Annotated in this window: 16 protein-coding genes; 5 read left to right on the top strand and 11 right to left on the bottom strand. The window is 68.3% G+C overall.

The features are described 5' to 3' along the window. Positions 1–29: 29 nt before the first annotated feature. The 5 genes from CUR96_RS13990 to CUR96_RS18635 form a co-directional block, all read right to left on the bottom strand. Entirely contained in the window at positions 30–881 is an 852-nt protein-coding gene (locus tag CUR96_RS13990) for an ABC transporter ATP-binding protein (RefSeq protein ID WP_102193881.1), read from the bottom strand. Between the two features lie 57 nt (positions 882–938). Continuing rightward, positions 939–1,913, bottom strand: coding sequence for a siderophore-interacting protein (locus tag CUR96_RS13985; protein ID WP_102193880.1), 975 nt, complete (start codon positions 1,911–1,913; stop codon positions 939–941). Between the two features lie 195 nt (positions 1,914–2,108). Beyond that, positions 2,109–2,312, bottom strand: a complete 204-nt coding sequence (locus tag CUR96_RS13980) for a cold-shock protein (protein WP_102193879.1) — start codon at positions 2,310–2,312, stop codon at positions 2,109–2,111. Between the two features lie 569 nt (positions 2,313–2,881). Next, positions 2,882–5,839, bottom strand: coding sequence for a helix-turn-helix transcriptional regulator (locus CUR96_RS13970; RefSeq protein WP_180969041.1), 2,958 nt, complete (start codon positions 5,837–5,839; stop codon positions 2,882–2,884). Continuing rightward, positions 5,836–6,144 carry a hypothetical protein gene (locus CUR96_RS18635; RefSeq protein WP_180969040.1) on the bottom strand — a complete coding sequence of 103 codons (309 nt, stop codon included), beginning with the start codon at positions 6,142–6,144 and terminating at the stop codon, positions 5,836–5,838. Before CUR96_RS18635 ends, CUR96_RS13970 begins: the two co-directional genes overlap by 4 nt. Before the next feature lie 119 nt (positions 6,145–6,263). On the opposite strand from CUR96_RS18635, the gene CUR96_RS13965 reads away from it, so the two are divergent. Next, on the top strand, positions 6,264–6,620 hold the full coding sequence (locus CUR96_RS13965; RefSeq protein WP_102193876.1) for an HNH endonuclease: 357 nt from the start codon (positions 6,264–6,266) through the stop codon (positions 6,618–6,620). Between the two features lie 12 nt (positions 6,621–6,632). On the opposite strand, the gene CUR96_RS13960 is transcribed toward CUR96_RS13965, so the two are convergent. The 5 genes from CUR96_RS13960 to CUR96_RS13940 form a co-directional block, all read right to left on the bottom strand. Beyond that, positions 6,633–7,691, bottom strand: a complete 1,059-nt coding sequence (locus CUR96_RS13960; RefSeq protein WP_245861281.1) for a DUF998 domain-containing protein — start codon at positions 7,689–7,691, stop codon at positions 6,633–6,635. 215 nt (positions 7,692–7,906) lie between these two features. Then, on the bottom strand, positions 7,907–9,184 hold the full coding sequence (locus CUR96_RS13955) for a Gfo/Idh/MocA family protein (protein WP_102193875.1): 1,278 nt from the start codon (positions 9,182–9,184) through the stop codon (positions 7,907–7,909). Then, positions 9,181–9,999: a carbohydrate ABC transporter permease gene (locus CUR96_RS13950; protein WP_102193874.1), complete on the bottom strand. Its 819-nt coding sequence runs from the start codon at positions 9,997–9,999 to the stop codon at positions 9,181–9,183. Before CUR96_RS13950 ends, CUR96_RS13955 begins: the two co-directional genes overlap by 4 nt. Next, positions 9,996–10,907: a carbohydrate ABC transporter permease gene (locus tag CUR96_RS13945; protein WP_219721995.1), complete on the bottom strand. Its 912-nt coding sequence runs from the start codon at positions 10,905–10,907 to the stop codon at positions 9,996–9,998. The genes CUR96_RS13950 and CUR96_RS13945 overlap by 4 nt, the downstream gene beginning before the upstream one ends. 15 nt (positions 10,908–10,922) lie before the next feature. Then, positions 10,923–12,245, bottom strand: coding sequence for an ABC transporter substrate-binding protein (locus CUR96_RS13940; protein ID WP_102193872.1), 1,323 nt, complete (start codon positions 12,243–12,245; stop codon positions 10,923–10,925). Positions 12,246–12,369: 124 nt separating this feature from the next. On the opposite strand from CUR96_RS13940, the gene CUR96_RS13935 reads away from it, so the two are divergent. The 4 genes from CUR96_RS13935 to CUR96_RS13920 all read left to right on the top strand — a co-directional run bounded on the left by CUR96_RS13935 (position 12,370) and on the right by CUR96_RS13920 (position 16,633). Next, the gene (locus tag CUR96_RS13935; protein ID WP_102193871.1) at positions 12,370–13,470 is read left to right on the top strand and encodes an ROK family transcriptional regulator; all 1,101 of its coding nucleotides are present in this window, start codon (positions 12,370–12,372) and stop codon (positions 13,468–13,470) included. 95 nt (positions 13,471–13,565) lie between these two features. Continuing rightward, on the top strand, positions 13,566–14,849 hold the full coding sequence (locus CUR96_RS13930) for a glycoside hydrolase family 16 protein (protein ID WP_102193870.1): 1,284 nt from the start codon (positions 13,566–13,568) through the stop codon (positions 14,847–14,849). Between the two features lie 54 nt (positions 14,850–14,903). Next, positions 14,904–15,548 (top strand): hypothetical protein, encoded by a 645-nt coding sequence (locus CUR96_RS13925; RefSeq protein WP_102193869.1) that lies wholly within the window; start codon positions 14,904–14,906, stop codon positions 15,546–15,548. Positions 15,549–15,595: 47 nt separating this feature from the next. Further along, positions 15,596–16,633 (top strand): FUSC family protein, encoded by a 1,038-nt coding sequence (locus tag CUR96_RS13920; RefSeq protein ID WP_102193868.1) that lies wholly within the window; start codon positions 15,596–15,598, stop codon positions 16,631–16,633. An 88-nt stretch (positions 16,634–16,721) separates the two neighbouring features. Here the strand turns inward: CUR96_RS13920 and CUR96_RS13915 are convergent, their stop codons facing one another. Further along, positions 16,722–17,756 carry a GGDEF domain-containing protein gene (locus CUR96_RS13915; RefSeq protein WP_102193867.1) on the bottom strand — a complete coding sequence of 345 codons (1,035 nt, stop codon included), beginning with the start codon at positions 17,754–17,756 and terminating at the stop codon, positions 16,722–16,724. Positions 17,757–17,860: the final 104 nt, after the last annotated feature.

The following is a 17,860-nucleotide window of genomic DNA, read 5'->3' as shown; positions in this document are numbered from 1 at the left end:
CCTCTATCGGGGTCGGGGATGAGGGGGATCTAGCGGGATGCCGTCGCGACGAGGTGCCGCTCGTGATGGCGGCCGCGGGGGATGACACGGACGAGGCCGGTCTCGGCGTCCACGGCCGTGTCGATGCGCAGGCCGTACACGAAGGAGAGGTTCTCGCCGGTCAGCACATCGGCGGGAGCCCCGGCGGCGTGCACCCGGCCCTGATGCAGCAGCACGATCTCATCGGCGACGGATGCCGCGTGGCCGAGGTCGTGGAGCACGACGCCGAGGGCGGTGCCGTGGTCGTCGGCAAGATCGCGCACGAGGTCGAGCGTCTCGATCTGGTAGCGGAGGTCGAGGTGGTTGGTGGGCTCATCGAGCAGAAGCACCCCGGTGTCCTGCGCCAGCGCCGTCGCGAGCCACACGCGCTGCAGCTCGCCGCCGGAGAGCTGGTCGACCGGGCGATGCGCCATGTCGCTCAGGCCGGTGAGTGCCAGCGCGTGCGCGACGGCCGCGCGGTCGGCGTCGTTCGTTCCGGAGAACCGTCCGCGGTGCGGGTGGCGACCGTATGCGACCACGTCGGCGACCTCGATGCCCGAGGGATGCGGTCGTGACTGCGAGAGCATCGCGACGGTGCGAGCGAACTCCTTCGCGGAGAGGGTCGACACGTCGCGGGCGTCTGCACCCTCGCCGACCTGCACGGTTCCGCCACCGATGCGATGCAGCCGGGCGAGTGCGCGGAGCGCCGTCGACTTGCCGCTGCCGTTCGGGCCGATCAGTGCGGTCACGCGTCCCGGCGTGAGCCGGAGCGACACGTCGTGCACGACACGGGTCTTTCCATAGCTCAGCGCGAGCGCATCGCCGCGGAGCGCGACGGAGGCGGGAAGCTCGTTGGGGGTCACGTTAGGAGAGCCTAACCTATTGTGCCGCGCGGTGTGAATCCCGTGACACGATCCGCGTCAGCCGCGCATGGCGACGCCGCGGCGCCAGTAGCCCATGAAGGCCACCTGCGAGCGGTCGATGCCGAGGTCCTTGACGAGGTGACGACGCAACGTCGTGACGACGCCGCTCTCTCCGGCGATCCAGAAATAGCGCTCGGCCGGAGCATCCGCCGCCGCGATCTCGTCCCCGAGGCCGGAATGCTCCGGCGTCTCCCAGAGCGGATCCTCGCTGTCGATGTCCTCCACCTCGACGGCATCCGCCGCGTCCACGTCACCGAGGTGGCCGAGAACCGCCGGAATCAGCTCGAGTCCGTGCAACTGGCCCTCGGCACGGGGAAGCCACCGCACCTCGACGCCCGCCGGCGCGTCGATCGGCAGCACGTCGGCGGCAGAAGGCACCTCGATGAAGGCGACGCCGCGGAGGCCCCGAGGAGCATCACCGAGGATCCGCGCGATCGCCGGGGCCGCGGTCTCGTCTCCGGCGAGGATCACGGATGCGGCGTTCCTCGGCGCGTATTCCACGCCGCCGTGGTCGACGACGTCGCGGCGCGGACCGACGAGGAACAGCTCCTGCCCGACGGCGGCCGCGCTCGCCCAGCGCGACGCGGGCCCGGTGAGCCCCGGCTCCAGATGCAGCACGAAGTCGACGTCGACTTCGGTGCGCGACGCCTCCGACCCTCCGGAAGGATCCGTCACCCGCAGTTCACGGATCGAGTAGGTGCGCATCGATCCGCGCTCGTCCTCCGGCACCGCCAGGAACGCCCCCCACCAGTCGTCCCCCTCGTCATCCAGCGGGGGGAGAACGCCGGATGCCGCCGGGAAGATCAGCTTGATACGGGCGTCGAAGACGGCACCGGGAGTGCCGAAATCGGAGAGGTCCTCACCGCCGAATGTGACGCGCACGAAGTTCGGCGAGACGCGCTGGACTGCTGTGACCTCGGCGCGGGTGAGGATGTAGGACGGACGCTCGGTCGTGGTCGTCTCCGCGGACATGATGCCTCCCGTTTGTGTGACCATCGACGTGAATGGCGCGTAGGCTTTGGTAAGCCTGCCCTAACTTACCAGAGCCTCCGACGCAGTCGGTCGCGAGAGACGCAGGCGCGGGCGGGAATGCGAAAAGCCGGCCGCCGCCCGAAGGCAGCGACCGGCTTGAAGCGCTCGGAGATCAACTCGGAGCGATTCTCGCATTCAGAGCGGGCGAATGTTCGCAGCCTGCATGCCCTTGGGGCCACGCTCAGCGTCGAATTCGACCTTCTGGTTCTCGCGAAGCTCCTTGAAGCCAGAGCCGGAGATAGCCGAGAAGTGGGCGAAAAGATCGTCCGAGCCGTCATCGGGAGCGATGAAGCCGAAGCCCTTTTCCGAGTTGAACCATTTCACAGTGCCAGTGGCCATGTGTTTCTTCTTTCTGTTGATCGGGCCGTTTGCACGGCCTTGAGCGCCGCGCCGGAACCTCCGGCGGGCACGTGCGGGGACGCTCTCATGGAGAGAGGCCACGGAATGGGGGGCGCTGAGGACATGGCCTTCAGCGCCGGCGGGGCGGGCTGCGACGAACCCGCCGGTTGCGGATGCCGCGACGGCGGCCTCGGCGTCGTGCGCCGAGTCGTGATGACCGAGGTTCTGGCCGCGCGCGCCGAAGGCGGCGGCGCCGTCGAATTCGACGACGACATGGCCGGCGTATTCGCCGGCACTGGTGGCCACTCGGACGTCGACGTCGGCGTCGCGCCAGTGGAGTTCATGGCTGGGTGCGCATGCACCGCAGCCGACTGCGTTTGACAAGTGAAGAAGCTTTCGGTGGGATCCGTGCCGAACCGATCGGGGCACAGAGATTCGGATCCTGGTGTGAGGGCCACACACGTCGCACAATGCGTTCGCGGGCCGGTGATGAATGAAGCCTCCGGTAGGAGGGACGTTCCTACCGTAGCACGTCGAGCCGGAAATCCACCTGGCAGTTCTCCCGATGGTCATCGCGCGACGAGATCTCCGACGTCCTCGTGCCGCTGCGCGGCGAGCGCCGCTTCGGTGCGAGTACCCACTCCGAGCTTGCGGAGCACCGCCGATACGTGCACGCTCACGGTCTTCACGCTGATGTACAGGCGCTCGCCGATCTGACGGTTGCTGAGTCCCTCGGCGATGAGCGCGAGCACCTGCCGCTCCCTCGACGTGAGACGGTCTGCCTCCACCGCATCCACGCCCGTACCCGCATCCGCACGCAGGCCGGCAGCATCGGCGAACGCACCGACGGCAGCCTGGAGCTGCACATGGCCCAGCCCTTCGGCGATGGCAATCGCCTCGACGAGCGCCGCGGCGGCAGCCGCGCGATCGCCCGCGTGGACGAGCATCCGCGCGAGTTCCAGCCGGGTGACCGCCCGGAAGGTGACGGGCACGTCGTCGCCGTCCGCGAGGGACGTCGCCTGCTGCAGCGCCGGCAGGGTCGGCGAGAGGAGTGCGTCGAGGATCGTCGACCATGGGCCGGCTCTCAGCTGATCGGGCTGCCCGTGCCAGGCGGCGCGGACGGTGTCGATCGCCGCGGCCGTGTCGGCGCCATCGGCACGCAACCCGGCGATGATCCATCCGGCTTGCAGCAGCAGCCGTCGCTGGTGCAGCAGCACCGGCCCGTCATCGTCCAGCATCGAGAGGATGGCCGCGAGAGCGGAGGCGAGGTCGCCGCGGCTCTCGGCCACCGCGACCTTCATCACGACGGCGTCGTACCAGATCTGCCGCTCGACCTGCCCGGTCTCCTCGAACGCCGGCTGCAGCGCGCGCAGCAGTTCGGCAGCCTCTTCAGAGCGCCCTCGCCAGGCGAGCATCCGCACCTGGGACATGGTCGAGTACAGGCGGAACACCCGCAGTGTGCTCTTCTCGAGGTCGCGGGCGAGCAGCTGCTCCGCCCTGTCGACTTGTCCGAGCTCGAGAAGCGGTCCCATCATGTTCTGGGTGAGGATCGACCCCGATGTGCGCTCCACGCCGAGCGATCGCGCCCGGGCGAAGCCCTCCTCTGCGACCTGCACCGCCTCGCGATAGCGCCCGAGCAGGGTCAGCGTGTCGGAGTAGTTCACCCTGTACCGCAGTTCGGCGTTCGAGTCCACTGCGCGCACGCGCGCGATCTCGTACGCGGCGAAGCCGCCGATGAGGTCGCCGAGATGCACCAGGCTGCCCCCGCGGATGTTGGCCGCGACGGAGATCTCGTTCTCGGACCCGGCGCGTTCGGCGAACTCCTGCGCGCGTACCGCGGTGTCGATCGCCTTCTGCCTGTGGCCGGCGACCATGTAGCGGCTGCCGAGGTAATTCAGGACCGTGGCGCGGAGGCGATCGTCGTCGACCCCGGCGTCGAGCACGGCCAGTGCTTGGTTCAACAACTCGATCGGCCCCGGGCGACCCAGGTTGGTCAGATACTGCGCCTTGTCGCGCAGGAGACGCACATGCGTCCGAGGATCCACCGTGTCTCGATCGATCTCGCCGAGCGCGAGGTTGACCACCGCCAGCGCACGTTCGCCGTCGCCCGCGTTGCGCAGGACGGAGCCGAGCAGCGCGAGCAGGGGGATGCGTTCGATCCCCGCCGCTTCGGCAGCATCCGGAACCTGGGGCCAGAGATCGAGCGCCTGCTCGCCGAAGCGGGCGGCACTCCCGAACGCGTACCGCGCCTTGGCATGCCTCATCGCGGCGACGGATGCGGCGAGCGCCCGGCGATCGTCCTTCGCGAGTTGCCAGTGATAAGCGAGCGCAGCGGCGTCGCCGCTGCCCGTTCCCCCGCAGTGCTCCTCGAGCACTTCCGCGTATGCGCGGTGCAGTCGCGCGCGTTCCCCGGGGAGGAGGTCGCCGTGCACAGCCTCGCGCAGCAGCGCGTGGCGGAAGCGGTAGCCGTCGTCGAGCACGTTGAGGATTCCGCTGCGAGCGGCCTCGCGGAGCGCATCGTCGAGCCGGGTCTCCGAGAGGTCGACGAGCCAGGAGAGCAGCTGATGCGACAGCGGGCGCTCGGATCCGGACGCCACCTGCACGACACGCCGGGCGTCGTCGCTCAGCCGATCGAAGCGCCCGAGCAGGAGATCGCGAAGGCTGTCGGGCAGAGTGCCGCCCGAGCAGCAGGCGATCTCCTCGATGAAGAACGGCACGCCCTCGGCACGCTCCTGCATGCGCTCCAGCGCGCTGTCGGTGATCGCCCTGCCGGTGAGCTGCTCCGCGAGCCGGCGCACCGCGGCGGCATCGAGTCGCTTCAGCGCGACGCGCTCGAGCAGCCTCGCCCTGCTCGCCTCACCGATGAAGCCGCTGACGGCGTCGCCGCGGCGCACGTCATCCGTGCGGCAGCTGATCACCAGCAGGATGCGTCCGCGGGAGAGGGTGCGCAGCAGGAACGACAGCATCGCCAGCGTCGAGTCATCCGCCCAGTGCACGTCCTCGACGATCAGCACCTGCGGAGCCCGCTCGGCCGCGACCTCGATGAGCGTGGCGATCGCGTCGCGCAGCCGCTCCGGGCTCGTGTGCGCGCGGTCGGACGGATCGTCGACGAGTTCGGGGAGCAGCATCCCGAGCGCCTCGGCGCCGACGCCGACCGCCTTCCTCGTCTGCTCGATGCCGAGCAGGGCGACGAGTGAGCGCAGGATGCCCGTGAGGGGACCGTACGGCGTGCGGGACGACCCCAGGTCGAGGCACCAGCCGACGTGCACATCGGCGCGGTTCCTGATCTCCTCGCCGAACTCGCGCAGCAGCCGGGACTTGCCGATGCCCGCCTCGCCCTCGAGCAGGACGGCGGCGGGGGTACCCTCCGTGGTGCGCTCGAACATCCCGCGCAGCAGCGCGAGATCGGCGTCGCGGCCGACCATCGCCGCGTTGGGGACCGATGGGAGCATGAACACATCGTCCCACTCCCCGGGGACATCGGGGGCGCCCGCGGTCACGGCGCCCCCGGCATCGACGGCGGTCACCGGGCGGGAACGGCCTCGCACGGCACCGGGGTGCGGCGCGATCCGGATGCCGCATCCGATGACGCCCGACGGGTGACGGCATCCGGAGTCGTCCTCGACGGTGCGGCATCCGACGCGGCAACCGCTCGCGGGGCCCGCGGGGCCATGCCCAGCATCCGGCGGAACGTACGGCGCAGGGCGCTCTCCGGGCGGAGGACGATCTGGTCGGCGTGCTCCTCGAGGAAGCGACGACGGGCGATCGCACGCTCGAGCTGCTCGAGCTCGAGTTCGTTCGCGCGGTGGCTGAGATAGGGGTGCTCGTACATGAGGTTCTCCTGACGGTTCTCTGTACCCCTTACATTCCGCTCTGAGGTCCCCTCCCGACATCGGGCGGATGCCCTATCTTCGGCGCGGATGCGTCGCAGCATCCGTCTAGGGTGGCCTCATGCCCGTCAGCCGCAGCCGCCGTGCCCGCGTGGATCGCCGGCGCCGCCGACGGGTGGCCGCCGCCGACAACGACCTGACGCCCGCGGAGTGGGATGCCCTGCGGCGGGAGTGGGGCGGATGCGCATACTGCGGAGCATCCGGTGTCGCGCTGCAGAAGGACTGCGTGCAGCCGATCTCACGCGGCGGTCGCTACACACTCACGAACGTGGTCCCCGCGTGCGGTTCGTGCAACGCGAGCAAGTCGAACGGCGAGGTGACCAGCTGGCTGCGCCGACGTGGTCTCGACGAGAGCGCGTTCCTGCTGCGCCACCATGCCGTTCAGCTCTCGTTCGTGAGCGACGATCCCCTGGCCTGAACCGCGGGCGGGTCAGCGACCGAGAAGCGTGGCACGCAGGGACGGCCGCGACTGCGCAGGCACGACGATGGCGAGCATCCGCACGAGTGTCGTCATCCATACGAGCCCGAGTCCGATCACCATCGCCTCGAGTGCCGTGACCGAGTACAGACCGAACGGCACCCAGAGCACCACCGCCAGCACGACCATCACGGTGACCGCGATGGTGGTCACCACGAGAGCTCGCGGCGGAGCCGGCATCACGAGCGTGGTCGACACCGCCGCGATCCCGAACAGCGCGAGCGCTGCGAACGCCGCGATGTTGTGCGGGACCGGGACCGCGTGCAGGGGGAACAGCCCGACTCCCGCGAGCGCGACGCCGGTCGCCGCCCAGAGCACGACGACCCTGCCGATGCGCCGTAAGGACTCGTCGCCGAGCAGCCGATGCAGATCGCGGCCGATGTACGCACCGACGGTCGCCACCAGCAGCCCGGCGATGACGAGCGTCCCGTTGAACGCCCAGGCGCCGATGCCGATGCCCAGCTGTGAGAAGTTGCGTTCCCACCATCGGGGGTCGGCGGCGGTGAGCATCGCGAAGAGCGTGCCGACGATGAGGTACCCGAACAGCAGGCCGGCGAGGTCGCCGGTGCTCAGCCTGATCCCGGCGTCGAATGCGAACCGGCCGCCGATCGCACTCGCCACACCGGTGATCAGCCCGCCGCCGATTGCGGGCAGTTCGAGCCCCTGCAGCCCGACCCCGAGGATCTCGCCGGCGAGCAGCACGCCCATCGCGGTGACCCCAGCGAACGCGATGGTGAGCGCGATCGCGGACAGGTCGGACACCACCGCCTGCCAGCGCGGCATCTTTTTCGTCTCGCCGCGTCGGTGAAGGAGCGTGCTGGCGACGAACGCGGCCGCCGCGCAGATGGCGGCGACGCCCGCAGCACGGAAGACGACCGAACCGTCCCCGGCCAGCGGGCGAGGGACGCCCTGGAGCAGCAGCATCCCGGCGCCGGTGCCCACGATGAAGCACACCACCGCCGCCCAGATCGCCCTGGTCTCCTGCTGCAGCCGCCGAGCCTGGTCGTCCATGCCTCCATCGAAGCACGGGTCGCCGACGCGAAGGCCCGCCCCGCCGCGTCCTGTGCCGGCTCGCCGAATGCCCGATGCCCGGCTCGCCGAGTGCACGGGTCCGTACCGAGTGCATGGGTCGTTCGCGTGAAGAAGCCGTGCGCTCGGCGAGAAGCCGTGCACTCGGACCGAGAGGGCGCGCGTCGGCGATGATGCAACGCCACCGAGACCAGGGCTCAGAGCGCCGAGGCAGCCTGCGCCACCGACATGACGACGTTGTCGCGGCGCGCCTGCTCCGCGAGCCAGACCACCCGGTGGGTTGTGAGGCTCTCCTCCGGTCCGGACAGCAGGACCGAGCGATCCCCTGTACGCACGGCGTGCAGGAATGCGCGCACCAGCGCGTCATCAGCTCCGCCGTGTCCATCGGCAGCGCTCGCATTGCCGTATGACTCGGGAAAGACCTCGTACTTGTGATCTGTGGAGAACTCGTGGACGATCAGCGTCCGCCCATCACCCTCGATGCTTCCCGCCGTTCCGAACAGGCGGGTCTTGCGGAAGTCCAGCTCCGTGAAGGCGGTGACGGTGAAGGATGCGGTGACGCCGCCCTGGTATTCGATGTTCACGACCTGATGATCGACGACATCGTTCTGTCCGTCGAAGACGCAGCGGCCGTACGGGCCGTCCCGAAGAGCGCGATCGACGCCGGATGCCGTGACATCGGTGGTGAGCACGGCGAGCGGCCAGCGCTCGAACGTCGCGTCACCGAGGAAGCCTCGGTAGATCTTCGTCGCGGAGTAGGCGCAGGTGTTCTGCAGCGGGCAATCCAGGCAGCGTGCCGTCGCGTTGGCCGGCTTGCTCTCCGGCCGGAAGTGCAGGAGGCTCCCGAAGGACGAGACCCTCTCGACGGGAAGCCCCACGATGTACGACAGCCAGTCGATGTCGTGACTGCTCTTGGTGAGCAGCATCGGCCCGGAGTCCTCCTCGCGAGCCCAGTTGCCTCGCACGTACGAGTGGGCGAAATGCCACCAGCCGATCGGCTCGAGGTGCTCGACCGAGACCAGACGGCCGATCGTCCCCTCGTCGAGCAGTTTCTTGAGGGTCTGCGAGTAGCTCGAATACCGCATCACGTGGCAGACCGCGAGCATCACTCCGGCATCCTCGGCCGCCGCCACGATACGCGTCGATTCCTCCTCCGTCGGAGCCATAGGCTTCTCCAGCAGCAAGTGGTAGCCAGCGCGGGCGAGGCCGATCGCCGGCTCGGCATGCAGCCGGTCGGGGGTCGAGACGACGACCGCGTCCGCGATCCTCGTCGGCTGCGCGGCGATCTGCTGCCATGTGTCGTGGGCGATCACCGGCTGCTCGGAGAACTCCGCGAGGAATGCCCGCAACCGCGCGGCGTCCGGTTCGACGACGGCAGTGATCATCGCACCCTCGGCGACCGCGCGTCGCGCATACCCGGTTCCTCGTGAACCCGCCCCGATGATGACGAGACGCGTGGGGACGACGGCGGTCATTTGAGTGCTCCTTGCACGAGCCCAGCGACGAACTTTCGCTGGAAGATGAAATAGAGGACGACGATCGGCAGGATGACGATGAGCGTTCCGGCGGCGAGCAGAGGGATGTTCTCGCCGTACTGCTGGACGAAGGTGCCGAGTCCCGACGGCGCCGTGCGCCGTGCGGGATCACGGATCAGGATGAGGGCGAGCAGGAACTGGTTCCACGCCCACATGAACGTCAGCAGCGCGTAGGTGATGATGGCGGGCCTTGCCCCGGGGACGAGGATCTGCATGAGCGTGCGGAACCGCCCGGCGCCGTCGAGCTGCGCAGCCTCGATGATCTCCGTTGGCACGGATTCGAAGTGCGTCCGCATCCAGAAGATCCCGAACGGCATGAACGCACCGACCAGGGGAAGGATGACCGCCCAGTAGGTGTCGATGAGTCCAGTCGACCTCATCGCGAAGTAGAGCGGGATCACGATCGCCTCATAGGGAAGGGTGAGTCCGGCGATGAAGAAGGCGAACAGCGCCCCCTTCGCGGGCATCCGCATCGTGCCCATCGCGTAGCCGGCGAGCGTGGAGCAGATCACCGCGATCGGCACGACCACCACGGCGATGATCGCGCTGGATGCGAGGAGTGATCCGAAGCCGGCCATGCTCCATGCCGTGAGGAAGTTGCCCCACTGCGGGTCGGTGGGCCAGGTCAGCCTCGGAACCAGGGTGTCGGCGGGCTGCAGAGCGGCTGAGACCAGCGCGAGGAAGGGCAGCACGACGCTGAGTGCCGCGACCAGGAGGAACGCCGCGGACAGGACGCGGGAAGCGGGAGATCTCATGCGTTGCGCCTTCCGGCTCGGCCGATGAGAGCGACGAAGACGAGGATGATCGCGCTGAGGACGGTGGCCAGCGCGCACGCGAGTCCGACCTCGTTGGACGTGAAGACGAGCTTGTAGATGAGCACTCCGGGGACGATGGTCTGGTAGCCGGGCCCGCCGCCGGTGGTGACGTAGACGATGTCGAAGCTGGCGAGCGCGGAGATGAGGGTGACCGTGGCCGCGACGACGATCTCGGCCCGCACGCCTGGCACGGTCACGTGCCAGAACTGCCGGATCGGTCCGCAGCGGTCCAGGCGCGCGGCTTCGTAGAGGGACGGATCGATCTTCTGGATGCCGGCGAGCAGAAGCATCATGCAGAGCCCGGTCGTCACCCAGGTGCCGATCACGCCGACGGCGGGATAGGCCCAGGTGAAGTCGCCGAGCCACGCACGCGCCACCTCGCCGAGGCCGACCGCGGTCAGAGCCTGGTTGATGGGCCCGTCGGCCGCATAGAGGTACCGCCAGATGACGCCGACGGCGACGAGCGGCAGGATCTGCGGGAGGAAGAGGATGGTACGAACCAGTCCCGATCCCCGCCGAGGGCGGGCGGCGATCACCGCGGCGATGATCAGGCCCAGGATGACGGGGAACACCGTATAGAACACGATGAACCCGAGGCCGTTGCGGAGCGCGGTGAGCAGGCGCTCGTCGGTGACGACCTTGACGTAGTTCTCGATGCCGGCCCAGGTGGCCGCGCCGATGCCGTCCCAGTTCCAGAACGAGAGCCAGATGCTCTGCACCCAGGGCGCGATGGTGAAGGTCACGTAGAACAGAAGCGCGGGCAGGAGGTACAGCAGCGAGCTCCAGTTCCGGCGCGTCCTCCGGGAGGAGCCCGCCTTGCGGCTGGACTCCTCCCGTGTGCGGGGCATCGGGTTCGACATCGATCAGCCGGCGTGCGCGGCGGCCCAGTCGGCCTGAATCGACGCGATGAAGTCGTCCACGCCGGACTGTCCGGCGATGAGCTGCTGAGTGCCGGCCTTGAGGGCGTCGTTCATGGTGGCGGTCGCGTTGTTGTTGAAGGCGACGAGCCCGTCGGCCTCGGCGATCTTCGCCCACGCTGCGACGATGTCGCCCTGGAGGGTCCCATCGTCGGCGACCGCGACGGTCGGGTCGTTCGGCATGAACCCCTGGGCGAACTGCTGCTCACTCGCCTCCGGCGAGCGCAGGAAGTCCAGGAAGGCGGCGGCCTCGTTCGGGTGCTCGCTCTGCGAGGAGATCGCGTAGGCGACAGAGGTGCCGATGCCTGTCAGGTTCTCTCCCGGGAAGGGGAGGAAGCCCGCGGCATCGCCGAGGGCGTCGCCGATCTTGCCGGCATCCCAGATCCCGTCGACGAGGTACAGCCCCTTGCCGGCGATGAAGTTGTCCACCGCCCCCTGGAGATCCGTACCGTTCACCGTCGTGGGGTCGCCGAGATAACCGGCTTCCCGCCAGGCGATCAAGGTCTCGGCGGCCGAACGGTTCGCGTCGGTGTCGAAGCTCTCCTCCTCATGCCCGAATGCCCATGCATTGGCGGCATCCGCACCCGCCTCTCCCTGCCCGAGCAGCTGCACGATGAATGCGGCGTGCCCTTCAGCGTTGCCGAGCTGCACCGGCAGAGCGCCCGCATCGCTCGCCCTCTTCAGCGTCACCTCGAACTCGGGCATCGACGTCGGCACCTCGATGCCGAGCTGAGCCGCGATGTTCTTGTTGTAATACGCGCCGACGAGCGAGAACCCGGCGGGGGCGGCGTAGAGCGCTCCGCCTGCTCCGAGCGTGGTGCCGTTCTCGGCGACGCGCCACTGGTTGAGCTGGTTGGCGGGGAAGAAGTCGTCCCATCCGTAGAGGCCGGCGTAGTCATCGAGCGGCAGCACGAGCTTGTTCTTGACGGTGTTGGCGACGGCGTTCAGCAGCACGATGTCCGGGGACCGATCGCCGGACAGGTTCAGGTTGACGCTCTGGTTGTAGTCGTCGTAGTTCGTCTGCGAGTACTCGATGGCGATGTTCGGGTGTTCGGCTTCGAAAGCCGCGATCGTCGCCTCGGTGGCTGCGCCGGACTCGGGTGTGGACATCAGGGTGAGGGTGATCTCGTCGGTGGTCAGCTCGGTGCTGGCCTCGATGGCGGCTGCGCTGTCGTCGGTCGTCGCGCCGGGAGTGCAGGCAGTGAGAGCGATGCCGAGAAGCGTGCTCGCCGCGAGGGGCGCGAGCACGAGTCGGGTGCGTCGTTGCATGTGATTGTCGCTTTCCAGGTGAGGGGAGTCTTTATTTTGCAACTCTCCGTGGTAATTCCCCAAGATAGGTCACCGTCCGCAGGCTGTCAAGCCGCATCACGCACGGATGTGATAGTCAGGAGACGTGACATCCCCCGCGCTCGGAACCGACCTCGCAGCAATGCGGCGCCTCAACGACCAGGCCGTGCTGACCACGCTCTGGGACGCGACCGAACCGATGACGGCCACTCACCTGGCCGCATCGACAGGACTCTCCCGCACGACCGTCGAGGCAGTGCTCTCCGGAATGCTGGAGAACGAGCTGATCCGCGCCGAGCAGCTGCGACCGACAAGGGCGGGCCGACCCGCACGCGGATATCGGCTCGCCGCCGATCGCGGCATCGTCATCGGGATCGACATCGGTCCGCACGGCATCGCCGGCATCGCCGGCGATCTGCGCGGCACGGTCTGCGCTCCCCACCGCCGCGTCGAACAGGATCTATCCGGCGGTGAAGACGCTGTGACCGCGATCCTCGGCGTCGTGGGCGCACTGCTTGCGGAGGCCGGAAAGTCGGCCGACGATCTCGCCGCGCTCACTGTCGGAATCCCGGGCATCGTCGACGCCAGCGGCCGACCGGTGAAGACGACCGTCGTGCCCGATTGGCTCGCGATCGACATCGATGCGCACCTCCGGCGGGCCTACCCGCAGACGACGATCTTCTTCGACAACGACACCAAGCTCGCGGCGCTCGCCGAGATCGAGAACGGCACGATCGGCCCCGACGAGACCGCCGTGGTCCTGCGTATCGGCAATCGGATCTCGGCCGCATCCGTCGTGGACGGGCGGGTCGCCCGTGGCGCCCACGGCGCAGCCGGCGAGATCGGCGCCCTCGGCCGCGTGGCATGGCCGCAGGCTCAGGAACGACTTTCCGCCCGAGCCGAGGGAGGCATCGAGACCCTTTTCACCGGCGGCAACGATGACGCCGTGGCCGAGTTCGCCGCCGGGATCGCCGACGGCCTCGGAGCACTCGTGCTCGCGATAGACCCCCATGCCGTCGTGGTCAGCAGCAGCATCCCCGAAGGGTCCGGCCGTATCGCCGACGCCCTGCGGGTCGAGCTCTCGGAGCGCGCCCTGTTCGTGCCCGAGCTTCGCGCGTCGACGCTCGGTGCAGCGGCACCGTGCCTCGGAGCTCTCGCGGTGAGCAGCGCCTCCGGTCGCGAGCAGCTCTTCGCACACACGTCTTGACAATTACGTAAGAGTCCGGGTTAATTGTCCTCGTCGGACCGGCGCACCCTGCGACCCTCCGATTTATCGATCAATGTCGATCCTTGAGGAGCAAGATGATCCGCCGAACATTCCCCCGCAGACTTGCGGCGGCTGCCGTCGCCACGACCGCCCTGAGCGCCCTCGTGCTCGCCCCGCCGGCATGGGCTGCCGATACGCCCCCGAACCCGGTCGACAAGCCGGGCTTCACCCTGGACTTCAGCGAGGAGTTCAGCGGAACGACGCTCGACACCGACAAGTGGCTGCCCAACTACCTCCCGCACTGGGTACCGGCTTCCGACATCGCCGACACGGCGGCGCGGTACACGATCTCGAACGGCACCATCAAACTCCGCGTCGATCAAGATCAGCCGCCGTGGAACCCCGACCAGGACGGCACCGTCGTATCTTCGGCGATTCAGACGTACAACCAGAACAACTGGCATCCCTTCAACGGCAGTGCCGTGAACCGGAACAATCTTCCGACCTTCAACGGCTACTCGACGAAGTACGGATACTTCGAGGTCAGAGCGAAGAAGTCGAACGCGGGCGGCGGCGGCCATCAGGCCGTGTGGCTCGTGGGCACCAACACGACCGGCGGCCAGGCCGAGATCGACTTCATCGAGACGTTCTTCAGCACCCCGACCAATTGGCGCATCGCGGCCTACGGCTGGGGCGACCCGAACTTCCTGAGCTCGTGGCACCTGTCCAACGTGCCGGTCTCAGGCTCACCCACGACCGAGTTCCACATCTACTCGATGGACTGGACGCCCACCGAATTGAAGTTCTACTACGACGGCCAGCTGGTGAAGACGATCAACGACGCCCCGAACACGGCGATGGGCATCATCATGAACATCTACACCGGTGCCGGCTCCGGCCAGCCGAACGACGTGTGGCCGAAGCAGTGGGAGGTCGACTACCTGCGCGTCTACAAGAACAACGCCGGGTACACCGAGGCGGTTTCTCCTACTTGGAAGCTCATCAACAACCGGCACAGAGCAGGAGCCGTCAACGTCGAACCGAACGACGGCCTCGTCTGGTTCGGTGAAGTGCCCAGCACCTATTGGAGCGCGCAGTGGGTTCCGGAGACGACCGCATCCGGCGCGATCAAGTACCGCAACCGGTGGACCAACCAGTATCTCTACGTGAGCGGCACGACCGTGCGCCACGGCACCGCCGCCACCGCGGGAACGGCGGCCGAGTGGTCGGCGCCGTCCGCGGGCAGCGGCTACGTCCGCATCCAGAACGCGTCCGGCGCCCTGCATGTCGAGAACGGCAACGGCAAGGTCGAGTTCGGCAGCGTGCCGAGCACGTGGTGGTCCTCCCACTGGCAGCTGAACGCCGCACCCGCCAACTGACCGTCCACGAACCGGGAGGAGGGCTGACGGCCCTCCTCCCGTGAGGAGCACATCATGAAGAGCATCCGTTCGAGGAGAGCCGTCTCGATCACCATCGCCCTGGCGATCGCCTCGGTCAGCGCCGCAGGACTGTCGGGGTGCACCGACGCACCGCCGGCGGCATCCGCGTCCGCCGCGTCGAGTCCGATCCCGGAGTTCGATCCTGATGACACGCTGTGGACAGTCGATTCCACCGGTGAACAACTCGAACTCGAGGATGCGGACGTGCAGGCGCTGCAGCAGGTCGTCGCGCTCCACTCCGCCGCATCGGACAACCGCTCGCCGAGCACGATCGTCGACTCCGTCGATGCCGAACTGCGCAGCTTCTCCGAGCTGTTCACCGAGAAGCTCACGGCACAGGGATATCGCGAAGGCGTGATCGCACTCTACGTCGACAACGATCTCAGCATCGAACAGACGGGCGTCGCATGGTTGGTTTCGACGCTCGACGAGGAGCGCGAGCACGCGACCGTGGGATTCGAGTCGATCTTTCGCATCGTCGGAGCGTCGGAGGGCTATCTCCATCAGATCGGCGTCGCCGCCGGTGAGGAGCTCGCCCAGCCGCGCGAGTACTCCCTCACGAAGATCGACGGCACATGGCTGATCGACGACATCAAGAAGGGACCGCTCCGGAAGTCCGCGGCGCCCGGGAACGGTTAGAACAGCCGCACCCGGGCGCGGAGCGTCGACGCACTAGCGTTGTCGGCATGCGCATCCCCGCCACGATCCGAGCCTCGAAGCGGGCGCCGCTGCTGCAGGTGGTGAAATCCGCCGCGGCGACGATCGCCGCGTGGCTCATCGCAGGCTGGGCGTTCCCCGGGCAGCTTCCGGTCTTCGCAGCCATTGCCGCGCTCCTGGTCGTGCAGCCGAGCGTGAACCAGTCCCTCTCGAAGGCCCTGGAGCGCAGCGTCGGCGTCATCGCCGGCGTCGTGATCGCCGTCGCGCTCGGTCTGCTCCTGGGCTCGCCGAGCTGGATCGTGCTGCTCGCGATCGTCGTCTCGATGCTCGTCGCCTGGGTACTGCGGGCGACGCCCGGTACCGGAAACCAGGTCGCGATCTCGGCGATGCTCGTGCTGGCCCTGGGTTCGTCGAGCCCCGAGTACGCCGTCGCCCGCATCGCGGAGACGCTCATCGGCGTGGTCATCGGTATCGTCGTCAACGCCCTCATCGTGCCGCCGGTTCTCGTGGCGCCGGCGCGGCGCGACCTCGGCCTGCTCGGCGCCGAACTCGCCGCGAGCCTGGACCGTCTGGCCGCCGCGCTCCCCTCACCGCAGACCTCGGCGACGCTGCAGGAGCTCATGCTCGAGGTGCGGCTGCTACGTCCGATGAAGGATGCCGCCGAGGCATCCATCGCCGCCGGCGAGGAGTCCCTCACGCTGAACCCGCGACGCTCCACCCACCGTGCCGACCTGCAGGAGATGCGCTCCCTGCTCGAGAAGCTGTCGCCGATCGTCACGCAGGTGATCGGGATGACCCGCGCCTACTTCGATCACTATGACGACACGATCGGCGAGGAGGCGGCCGTCGCCGCCATCGCCGAGCAGCTGCGGCGCGCCGGGCACGACGTCCGCCTCGCCGTGCAGATCGCGGAAGTCTCCCCCGAGCCGGACACTCTGACCTCGGTGATCCCCGCACTGACGGCGCCGCTGGTGATCACGCCCCCGACGTCGGCGCACTGGATCCTCATCGGATCGCTGATGGAGGACCTGCGGCGCATTCGCGGCGTGCTCGTCGGCGAGGACTGATCGCCCGGTTCAGAGAGCGCAAACGGCTCGGTCTCGGGCCGAAATGGAGCCGTTTGCGCTCTCCGAACGCAAAGCCGGCGAAGGGCCGTCAGCCGAAGGAATCGCCCTCGGCGCGCTTGTCGTCGTACATCGCCTGATCCGCCCGGGCCAGCGCCGCATCGACGCTCTCATCGGGCTGCGCCTGAACGACTCCCCACGACCACGGGTGCGTCGCGAACGCGCGCAGACGGCGCATCAGCGCGCGCGCCTCATCGGCGTCGGTCTCCGGCAGCACCATCGCGAACTCGTCACCGCCGAGCCGGCCGACGACGTCGGTGTCGCGTGACAGCGACATCCACTGCGAGGAGAGCGATTTGAGCACGAAGTCGCCCGCAGCATGACCTGCTTCATCGTTGACCGCCTTGAACTTGTCGAGATCGAGTACGGCGATGCTGACCGGCCTGCCGTGCCGGGCTGCGCGCCGGAACTCCATGCCTGCCTTGGCGACGAACCCGCGCCGGTTCAGGGCGCCGGTGAGGACGTCGGTGTGCGACTCCAGCCGGATGCGGTGGCGCACGAACAGTCCGGCCTCCAGGCACAGCCAGGTGAACAGGGCCGCACCGAGCAGGTTGACGGGTCCCAGGAGAGCGCTGATGCCTGCTCCCGGCGTCGTGAAGGGGCCGAATGCGGTCGCGACGCCGACGGTCGCGAGGATGACCAGTTCGCCCAGCCTCGCTATCCGCGCCCCGTAGAACCAGGAGAAGTACATGGCCATCAGCGGCAACTCCTGCAGAGCGGCGATCGCGTTCTGCCGCTCATCCGAATATCCGAGGTAGTACGCCGAGACGCCGGCATGCGCGACCACCAGGGCCAGACCGGTCCAGCGCGCGAGCTCGACGCCGAACAGCGCGACCATCGCCACGACGGTCAGTGAGACGCCGAGGATGCCCCAGGAGAGCACGACCTCGAACACGGTGAGATCCTGCTCGAAGAGCTCGAACAACCCGAGAGCCGCGAAGAGCAGCATGATGCCGGCGGTCACGACGGAATAGGTCGAGGTGCGCTCCCGCACGCTCTTCAGCCAGCCGGCGCGCAACCAGCGCAGGTCCTCCGCGTCGGACGCGCGGATGTCCTGGACGACCATGCGGAACTCCCCCCTGGGGGAACGAGTCCCGGTGTGCGAACTCGCTCCGATCTACCAGGCTACGTCGTTCTGAGGGCACTTCCGGCGCGGAGCTACACTGAACC

It is taken from the genome of Microbacterium aurantiacum (assembly GCF_002872075.1).
Lineage (GTDB): Bacteria > Actinomycetota > Actinomycetes > Actinomycetales > Microbacteriaceae > Microbacterium > Microbacterium aurantiacum_A.
This window is presented reverse-complemented; position numbering and strand designations above follow the sequence as displayed.